The 9,678-nt window shown below is 44.1% G+C and carries 8 protein-coding genes and 6 tRNA genes (1 of these 14 cut by a window edge); all 14 read left to right on the top strand.

Annotation, left to right across the window (positions count from 1 at the left end; translation table 11 throughout):
* Positions 1–44 (top strand) — tRNA-Leu (locus IGI78_RS16315) (it extends 38 nt beyond the left edge of the window).
* Positions 45–51: 7 nt separating this feature from the next.
* Positions 52–124 (top strand) — tRNA-Thr (locus IGI78_RS16310).
* A gap of 10 nt (positions 125–134) precedes the next feature.
* Positions 135–206, top strand: a tRNA-Gly gene (locus tag IGI78_RS16305).
* Between the two features lie 18 nt (positions 207–224).
* A tRNA-Leu gene (locus tag IGI78_RS16300) sits at positions 225–310 on the top strand.
* Positions 311–321: 11 nt separating this feature from the next.
* Positions 322–395, top strand: a tRNA-Arg gene (locus tag IGI78_RS16295).
* 30 nt (positions 396–425) lie between these two features.
* A tRNA-Pro gene (locus IGI78_RS16290) sits at positions 426–499 on the top strand.
* Between the two features lie 103 nt (positions 500–602).
* Complete coding sequence (gene rsgA / locus IGI78_RS16285; RefSeq protein ID WP_195266439.1) at positions 603–1,487, top strand: ribosome small subunit-dependent GTPase A; 885 nt, start codon at positions 603–605, stop codon at positions 1,485–1,487.
* Between the two features lie 12 nt (positions 1,488–1,499).
* Complete coding sequence (gene rpe / locus IGI78_RS16280) at positions 1,500–2,150, top strand: ribulose-phosphate 3-epimerase (protein WP_034871943.1); 651 nt, start codon at positions 1,500–1,502, stop codon at positions 2,148–2,150.
* Complete coding sequence (locus IGI78_RS16275) at positions 2,151–2,783, top strand: thiamine diphosphokinase (protein WP_144771828.1); 633 nt, start codon at positions 2,151–2,153, stop codon at positions 2,781–2,783.
* A 142-nt stretch (positions 2,784–2,925) separates the two neighbouring features.
* A complete protein-coding gene (mreC, locus tag IGI78_RS16270; protein WP_077454117.1) occupies positions 2,926–3,783 on the top strand; it encodes a rod shape-determining protein MreC in 858 nt (285 codons plus the stop codon).
* 2 nt (positions 3,784–3,785) lie between these two features.
* Entirely contained in the window at positions 3,786–4,295 is a 510-nt protein-coding gene (mreD, locus tag IGI78_RS16265; protein ID WP_005230239.1) for a rod shape-determining protein MreD, read from the top strand.
* Positions 4,296–4,480: 185 nt separating this feature from the next.
* A complete protein-coding gene (locus tag IGI78_RS16260) occupies positions 4,481–5,842 on the top strand; it encodes an NlpC/P60 family protein (protein WP_195266437.1) in 1,362 nt (453 codons plus the stop codon).
* Between the two features lie 70 nt (positions 5,843–5,912).
* Positions 5,913–7,661: a PTS sugar transporter gene (locus IGI78_RS16255; protein WP_142425188.1), complete on the top strand. Its 1,749-nt coding sequence runs from the start codon at positions 5,913–5,915 to the stop codon at positions 7,659–7,661.
* The gene (locus tag IGI78_RS16250; protein WP_142963102.1) at positions 7,642–9,672 is read left to right on the top strand and encodes a BglG family transcription antiterminator; all 2,031 of its coding nucleotides are present in this window, start codon (positions 7,642–7,644) and stop codon (positions 9,670–9,672) included. The genes IGI78_RS16255 and IGI78_RS16250 overlap by 20 nt, the downstream gene beginning before the upstream one ends.
* Positions 9,673–9,678: the final 6 nt, after the last annotated feature.

Raw genomic sequence — 9,678 nt, 5'->3', positions numbered from 1 at the left:
ATCTAGCGCCTTCGGGCGTGGGGGTTCAAGTCCCTTCACCCGCACTTCATTGCCGGCTTAGCTCAGTTGGTAGAGCATCTGATTTGTAATCAGAGGGTCGAGGGTTCAAGTCCTTTAGCCGGCATCAGGAATATGCGGAAATAGCTCAGTGGTAGAGCACCACCTTGCCAAGGTGGGGGTCGCGGGTTCGAACCCCGTTTTCCGCTTTGCCTTAGCAATTTTCAGCCGGGGTGGCGGAACTGGCAGACGCACAGGACTTAAAATCCTGCGGTGAGTGATCACCGTACCGGTTCGATTCCGGTCCTCGGCATTTTATAATATGCGCCCATAGCTCAATTGGATAGAGTGTTTGACTACGGATCAAAAGGTTAGGGGTTCGACTCCTCTTGGGCGCGTAGTCTTTTTATTTGTTTCATTTTTATTATCGGGAAGTAGCTCAGCTTGGTAGAGCACTTGGTTTGGGACCAAGGGGTCGCAGGTTCGAATCCTGTCTTCCCGATTTTTTGATGCCTGAAGCATTCGCTTCAGGCTTTTTTTGTGTTTTCAGCCAGTGAGAAGACCTGAAAATATGATACAATAGTAAAAAACGAGGAGGAAATTGTTTGAAGGGAAAAATCATCAAAGCGCTAAGCGGATTTTATTATGTGGCATCAGAAGATGAAATCTTTCAAACCCGCGCTCGAGGAAATTTTCGGAATCGAAAAATCACTCCTTTGGTTGGGGATGAAGTGATTTTTGAAAGCAGCAATCAAACAGACGGTTATCTTTTAGAGATCTTGCCGCGAAAAAATGAGCTGGTTCGACCGCCAGTCGCAAATGTGGATCAAGGGGTGGTCGTGACAAGTCTAGTTGAGCCGAATTTCTCCTATAATCTATTGGATCGCTTTTTAGTGACGTTAGAGTATGAGGGGATCGAACCGATCATCTTTTTGACAAAAGCGGATCTTGTGAAAGATCTTGCCGCAATGAAAGCAATTGAGGAGACCTATCAAGCAATTGGCTACCACGTGATCACGTCAAAAGCAGAAGGCGAAGATCTATTGGAACTTCAACGGTACTTCCCAGAGCGGATTACCGTCTTTATGGGGCAATCCGGTGCTGGAAAGTCTACGCTATTGAATCGAATCGTCCCGGAATTGGCATTGGAAACAGGAGGGATCTCAGAATCTCTCGGACGGGGGAAACATACGACCCGTCATGTGGAGCTCTTGCCGATTTGTGATGGATTGGTTGCCGATACGCCTGGTTTTAGTTCAATCGATTTTCTGGAAATCGAAGCAGTAGAGTTACCAAAGCTCTTCCCTGATTTTTTAGCAGTAGCTGCCAACTGCCGTTTTAGGGAATGTATGCACCTTAATGAACCTGATTGTGCAGTTAAGCAGGGGGTTGCAGCAAATGAGATCGCCGAGACTCGTTATAAGAATTACGTGCAATTTTTAGAAGAGATTGAAAACCGACGTCCGGTTTATAAAAAGAAGAAAAAGTGAGGGAAAAGCATAATGAAACTAGCACCATCTATTTTAAGTGCCGATTTTGCAAATCTTCAAAGAGACATTGAGCTGGTAGAGCGCCATGGCGCAGATTACATTCACGTAGACGTGATGGACGGTCATTTCGTCCCTAATATTACCTTAGGCCCAAACATCGTTAAAGCGATTCGCCCAGTTACCAAACTGCCGTTGGATGTTCACCTAATGATCACCGAGCCAGAAAAGTATATCCATGCCTTCGCAGAAGCTGGAGCAGATATCATTGGTATCCACGCAGAAGCAACACCTCATATCCATCGTGCGATCCAAATGATTGTGGCAGAAAATGTCAAAGCAGAAATCGTCATCAACCCAGGCACACCAGTTTCAGCCATTGAACATGTTTTATCCATGTGTGATCAAGTGTTAGTTATGACGGTCAATCCAGGGTTTGGTGGGCAATCCTTTATTGAAGAATCACTGGAAAAAATTGCGGCGCTGGCTGCTTTAAAAGAAGAAAAAGGCTATCATTATGATATCGAGGTAGATGGCGGGATCGTTCCTGAGACAGCCAAACGTTGTCTGGAAGCAGGTGCAAATGTTTTCGTAGCAGGAAGCTATATTTACGATGCCGATGAACCTGCAGCACAAATCAGAGCCTTGAAAGAAGCTTTGCAATAAATGAAGATTTTGTTAGCAGCAGGGGGGCGCCCTGAAAATTGGCCACAGTTGATGGCGTATGATAAATACATTGGAATTGATCGTGGGGCCCTGTTTTTGCTTCAGCACCAACGGCCAGTCGATCTGGCAATCGGTGATTTCGACTCCCTGACCGTAGCAGAACTGCAAGCGGTCAAACAACAAGTTAAGACAGTGATCCAAGCCCCTGCTGAAAAAGATGATACAGATACCCAATTGGCATTGGTGGAGACGTTGCGCCGCTATCCAGAAGCGCAAATCGACTTGATTGGTGCAACAGGGGGACGTCTCGACCATCTTTTAGCCAATCTATGGCTGCCCTTAGAAGATCGGTTTCGTCCATTTGCCCCAAATCTGCGTTTTTTAGATCGTCAAAATGTTGTTCAGTTCTTTTTACCAGGCACCTATCAACTGGAAAAAGAACCCGGAATGCAGTATTTGGCGTATTGCTGTTTGACGCCGGTAACAGATTTGACGTTAACAGGCAGCAAGTATTTATTAGAAAACGTCCAAGTACCGTACCCAACTTCTTATGCCAGCAATGAATTTCTGACACAGACAGCAGGTTTTTCCTTTAGCAGCGGGATGATAGCAGTCATTCAAAGTTGTGATTAAGAGACGGAACGTCTCTTTTTTTTGTTGAAAATTTCAGAAACTTAATTACAAAAAAAACATTAAGACGGTCAACTTAGCTTTTGTTTGCAGGGCATTAATGGTAAAATTGGAACTACAGTTTGGAATTATTTGAGGTGTCTTTGTGAAAAAGTTTAATCCTAATAAAAATATTATCATCACATTGATTATTGTGATTTTAGTTGTCACCGTATTAAGCGTGACGATCGCCCGCCGAGCAGCGGGAAACTCCACCAATGCCGTGCAATCTACGGTCAATGACTCCGTTGGCTTTATCGATAAAGTGATTACCGCTCCTTTTCGTTGGATCGAAAATGGTGCCAATTCAGTCAAAAATTTGTTTGTGACCTATGAAGAAAATGAACGTTTAAAAGAGAAATTGGACAGTTTTGAGGAACTGGAACAAGCGAAGGACAATGCGCAAAGAGAAATCGATGCCTTGAAAGAAGAGCTAGAGCTGAATGCAACCTTGACGAATTATGAACGGATCTCCGCCAATGTCATCAATCGGTCACCGGATACTTGGCAAGATATGCTGATCGTGGATCGAGGCTCAAGAGACGGCGTTGAGGTCAACATGGCAGTCATGTCGCAAAAAGGCTTGATTGGTCGTGTCATTGAGGTCAATGCAGCTTCTTCTAAAATTGAACTTTTGACTTCTGAAAACCAGAATTCCAACCACTATCCGGTTCGAATCAGCGGCGAAGATGGGTCAAATTTTGGGATCCTAAGTAGTTACGATCAAAAAGAACGTTCCTTAGTCATTACCCAATTGACGGGGGACAATGAGCTGAAGGAAGGCGATGTCGTGCAGACCTCTGGATTAGGAGGAAACTCGCCCGCCGATTTAGCGATCGGAACAGTGATCCGTACCACTAAAGATGAGTTTGGTCTTGATACCCAAGTATTTGTAAAACCGTATGCCCAAATGTATGATATTCAAGCAGTAACGATTATCAAACGCTTGGCAGGTGAGGAATAGCCATGAAAAAGCATGACTACATCAAATACCTGGCAGCGGGCGTCTTCTTTTTGATGATGTTGGCAGATGGACAACTGACGCGTTTTTTGGAAAAATGGACCCAAGACAATTATATCGCCAGTGCCCATCTTTTGCTGATCGCCCTTTTGTGTGGCGCAAAGTATTTGCCGAAAAACTTTTTGATTACCACGGCGCTGGTGATCGGCTGCCTCTATGACGTGTATTATGTCGGTGTGATCGGCATCTACACGGTGGCGTTTCCTCTGATCGTGTGGATCATGTACATTTTGAAAAATACGCTTTATCAAAATGTATTTACCATGTTTTTCGGAATGATCATCTTTGTTACCAGCTTAGAAGTTGTGACGTTGGGCGTCCAGTTGCTATTTAAGATCGCATCAGTTAGCACGTCATTCTTTGTTTCCCGCTTTTTAGCACCAACGCTTTTATTGAACATCATTTTGTTTATCCTTTTAGTCGTTCCATTCATGAAGCTATTCAAAGACGAATAGCTTCATTTTTTTTGCCTTTGACGGTATAAAAATAACAGCGATTGAAATGTTTTTGTAATATTCCTTTTATCTCTCTGACATACGGCTGTGTTACAATCACACTATCGTGAAGGACTTTAGGTATTCTTAAGCATTTATACATAAAAAAACCATATTAGGGGAAGCAACAGCCGGAGGAATGAAGAGTGAAAAAGCGAATTTTATCTTTCTTGTTAGTAAGTTCAATTGTTCTTACTTCTGCAGCAGCACCGACACTTGTCTTTGCATCAGATTTTGACAATAAAATTGAAGAAAAAAATCAAGAAATCTCTGACTTGCAAAACCAGCAAGCAAGCATCCAGTCACAAGTAGCAGCACTTGAAAGCGACGTGGCTGCAATCAATGAAAAAGCCCAAGCTTTGTTGCAACAACAAGGGGATTTGCGTGCGGATTCTGAAAAGTTGAAGCAAGAAATTGCCGATTTGAAAGTCAGAATCGAAAAGCGTGAAGAAGCGATCCAAAAACAAGCCCGTGATGTTCAAGTCAATGGACAAAGCACGAACTTTATTGATGCAGTATTAGAAGCTGACTCTTTAACCGATGCCATTGGTCGTGTGCAAGCAATGACGACGATCGTCAATGCTAACAAAGATCTTGTAGATCAACAAAAGGCAGACCAAGAAGCAGTTGAAGCGAAAAAAGCGGAAAACGACGATAAATTGGCAGAAATCGCAGCGAACCAATTTGAATTAGAAACACAATTAGGGGATCTACAAGCCAAACAAGCTGATTTAAATGTTTTGCAAGCGGAATTGGCTGTTCAACAAGCATCGAAAGAAGATGAAAAAGCTGATTTAGAAAAACAAAAAGAAGAATACGAAGCAGAACAAGCTCGCATCGCTGCAGAAGAAGCGGCGGCAGCAGCAGCTCGTGAACAAGCAGCACAAGAAGCAGCGGCTCAAGAAGCGGCAGCAGCTGAAGCAACTACTCAGGAAGCAGCATCAAGCGAGTCTTCAACGTCGAATTCAACGACATCAAGCTCCACAACAAATTCTAGTACGACGACTGATACTACGCAAGGCAGTTCATCACAAGGTGGCGGTTCAACAAATACGACACCATCGACGCCTGCCAACAATAACAATAGCAATAACAACCAAGGATCGAACAATAGCGGCAATGGTGCAAGCAATACTCCTGCACCCGCACAAACGGTCAACGGTTCAGCAATCGTAGCAGAAGCAATGAAATACATTGGTACCCCTTATGTTTGGGGTGGTACGACACCAGATGGCTTTGACTGTTCTGGCTTTACACAATATGTATTTGCTAAAGTTGGCATCTCATTACCACGGGTAACTTACGCACAAGAATTTTCCGGTACGGTGATTTCGATCAACGAAGCAAAAGCTGGCGACCTGTTATTCTGGGGTAGCCGTGGAAGCACGCATCACGTGGCGATCGCTATGGGTAACGGACAATACATTCATGCACCAACACCTGGTCAAAGTGTTTCTGTCAGCAGTTACTCTTATTACTCACCAGATTTCGCGGTACGCGTAAACTAAATCAATTGAAGCTATTTCAAAAGCTGGCGTTTTACGTCAGCTTTTTTTGATTTTTGTTAAAAAAAAACGTATGCTTTTTTTGTTTTCAGTCTTGCCAGAACATCTTATAATAGAAAAGAGAAAGGAAGCGGATAAAATGAACAAGACCTCGTCTTCCAGAGAAAAAATGATAACGGTTAAGTTTTATACGAATTATCTTTCTCGCATGATGATGCCGAATTTAAGTATTTTTATTGCGTGGATGCTGATTTCATTCCTGCTGCCTTTTTTTTCAGTCGATCAACAAGTGATTCAGCAAATGGAACAAGGGGTCTTGACTGTGTTGCTGCCCCTCATGATTGCTTATACAGGTGGGCAAATGTTGGCACCTGAGCGAGGTGGGGTCGTAGGAGCAGTGGCGGTCTTAGGGGCTATTCTCGCAACGGATATTCCCCAAGTCTTTGGGGCGATGCTACTGGGACCACTGGCAGGCTGGCTGTTGTATCGCAGTGATTCGTTCGTTAGTAAGGTCAAAAGTGGCTATGAGATGCTGGTGCGCAATTTTATTGCAGGTGCGCTTGGCGGACTCCTTTTTTTAGGTAGTTATTTCCTATTGGCGCCGCTTTTTAATTGGTTCAGTCTCGGCAGCTATCAGCTCGTTGATTATTTCGTTCGGCAAAACGTCTTGCCCTTTATTCATATCATTGTAGAACCATTGAAGGTTTTGTTTTTTAATAATATTGTCAACCATGGACTATTTACGCCGCTAGGAATCGAAGCCGCGGCAGTTAACGGTCAGTCGGTTTTATTTTTGATCGAGGCCAACCCCGGTCCGGGATTAGGGGTCTTAGCGGCGTATCTTTTCTTTGGTTCAAAGCGAAACCGAACGAATGCCGCAGCATCCATTTTTGTGCAGGCCATTGGTGGGATTCATGAAGTGTATTTCCCGTTTGTTCTGCTCGATCCTTGGGTGTTGCTCGGTCCGATCGTTGGTGGTTTCAGCGGTACGCTGATCTTCCAATTTTTAGGAGTAGGCTTGAGAGCACCGGCGTCCCCGGGCTCGATTTTGGCGATTTTGCTCAATACACCGGCTTCTATGATCCTAGGTGTCTTAGCTGGGATTGTCGTCAGTACGGTCGTATCGTTTGCAATTGCTAGTGTGCTATTAAAACGGAAGACCAATACAGAAAATGAGGAGCGTAAGATGCCGAAAATGAAGAAAGTTACGGAAATCGTCGTGGCTTGTGACGCAGGGATGGGGTCCAGTGCAATCGGTGCCAGCATACTAAAGAAAGAGTTAGAAGAAGCCCAGCTAACGTTTCCTGTCCGCTATCAGTCGATTTATCGTGTGACGGATGATCCCAAGCTGTTAGTGATCACCCAACGGGAATTAGCAGCTATTGCCCAAAAGCAGACACCACACGCACAGCATTATGTGTTAGATAATTTTTTGGCGGCAGATGAGTATGCCCCGCTGATCCAAGAATTACAAAGAAGAGAACAGGATCCGCAACAATCGCTACAAATCGAAGCAGCAAATTCGCTAGGGTTTTCAACGATCATCTTTTTGTATACTGGAAAAAAACGCGGTTCACAAACGATGGCAGTGGAGATATTAAGAAAAATGGCTCGCCAACAAGCACTGTCTTTGACCGTCAAAAAAATGGCATATGAAGGACAAGCTCTTGATCCTACGGCAGTCTATATTCTCCCGAAAGAACTTGCAGAAAAGTGCCCGATCCCAGATGTTCCTTTACTGGTGGTGGATGATTTATTGACGACAGATGCGTATCGTCAGTTACTGACAGAAGGAGTCGACTATGTTTTTGACCAATCGTGAAACACTTTTATTAACGGAATTGATGAATAGTACCGGTCCGGTTTCTTTAGATCGCATGATGCAAGTCTTAAAAGTCAGTAAACGAACGGTGTACCGTGAACTGGCTAATCTAGAAAAATCGCTGGAAACAGTAGGAGCTACCTTAGAGAAGGTCGGTCGTGGTCATTTCCAAATTTTTGCATCAGAAACGAGCATTCGCCAATTGCAAGAAGCCATTATGGCAGATACCGATCAAGAATTCGCGGCTAGTGAGCGACAACATCGTATTTTGCTGCAACTGACTACCGCCACGAAGCCTGTATCTAGTCATTTTTTCTTGGAGCGTTACCAAATCAGCAATACGACGTTTTTTTCAGACATCAAACAGCTAGAAGAGAGTCTCGCACGGCTACCGTTAAGGATCGTGCGCAATCAAGGGTATGAGATCGAAGGCTCCGAAAAGTATCGGCGGTTGCTCACAGCCAATACACTAGTGATGGAGATCAATGAGTACCAATTTTTCCATTTACTGGAAACCGATGATGAAGCCCCGTTTATTTTTCAATTTCTGTCCCGTGACCATCTATTGCTAGCCCAGCGGCTGATTCGAGAAACCATCGAGCCGCAGTTTAAGGAACTTAGTGACCGCAAATTGGCCTTTATCGTCTTGATGCTGGCGCTAGCCATGGATCGGGTAGCTTTGGGCTACACGGTGGAAGAAGAGACATACCCGAGTCAGATCAACAAAGACTTGCTGAAGGTGGCGAAAAAGATTTTTGCTCAGATCGCCGAAAAGACCAAACTGCTTTATTCTATCAACGAAATCGTCTTTTTTGCCGTGTTACTAGGTGATTTTGCCAATTCCTTTGATCGTGATTTTTTTGATGACAATTTTGATACTGACTTGGCTTATCGCGTGAAACGCTTGATCGAATTGGTCAGTGAGCAAACGGAAGTGGCGTTTTATGAAGACACGAACTTGTATAAAATGCTGCTGACCCATATCTCAGGAGTGATGACGCGGGCGATTTTAGAAGAAGATCATTTGAACAACCCTATCCTAGAAAAAATCATGAACCAGTATGTCGAGATCGCCAGCGGGATTCGCAATCATTTGCCGCAAGTCTTTCCGCAGCAGCAGTTCTCGGAAGAAGAAATCGCCTATATGGTCCTGCATTTTGCCAATTCGTTGGAAAAAAATCCGAAAGTGTTAGAAGTCAATATTGCAGGGATCTCTCCTAGCGGATTAGCCTCCATCAGTTTGTTAGAGATGCAGCTGCGGAAACATTTTCCCTTTATCAATCAAATCACCTTCTTTCGAGTGGGGGATGTCAAACGGGAAAATATCGAGGAGACCTATGACTTGGTGATCTCGACTTCATTGCTGCCAGGGTATCAAGGAGAATACAAACTCGTTTCACCGATCCTGCTAGAAGAAGACATTCAAGAGTTGAAGAAGGCCTTCCAAGCCATTAGTCAGAAAAAACGTTCCGCCAAAAAAGCGCCCTCTGCTTTGGTCAAAGAGGAATCCTATGAAGCGGTCTTGGCTTTTATCGAAGCTATTAACCAGCTATTGGCGCTGTTTCAAGTGCAGACCATTGATAACCCAGCGGACTTGGAAGAAACGTTGCAGCTGGTGCTGACGTCTTTTGATGAACATGTTGTTTTGGATCGTGAGAAAGTTGTTGATCGTCTCTTAAGACGCTACTTCCAAGCGCCAGTGGGCATTCCTGACACTCACTTTGCCTTGTTTCACGCGGCGAGTTCGGCGATCCTGCAACCTGTTTTTCGTATTTTCGATTTGAAACAGCCTTTGCCGCTTTTAGCGATGGATAAAAAAGAAATCGCTGTTACCCGTTTATTAGTCATGCTGGCGCCGTATCCTATCAATGAAACAAGCTCTCAGATGTTAGGGAAGATCAGTGGTTCGATCATTATGAATGATCTAAATACGGAGATTTTTAATTCCGGCAATGATTCGATTATTTATCAGTTACTCTCTTCGCTCTTGATTGAAGAAGTAAAACAATAGGAGGGA

This window comes from Enterococcus sp. DIV1767 (genome assembly GCF_050542585.1).
GTDB classification, from domain to species: Bacteria; Bacillota; Bacilli; order Lactobacillales; family Enterococcaceae; genus Enterococcus_D; species Enterococcus_D innesii.
Note: the sequence above shows the minus strand (reverse complement) of the source record. Positions and strands in the feature narration are given on the sequence as shown.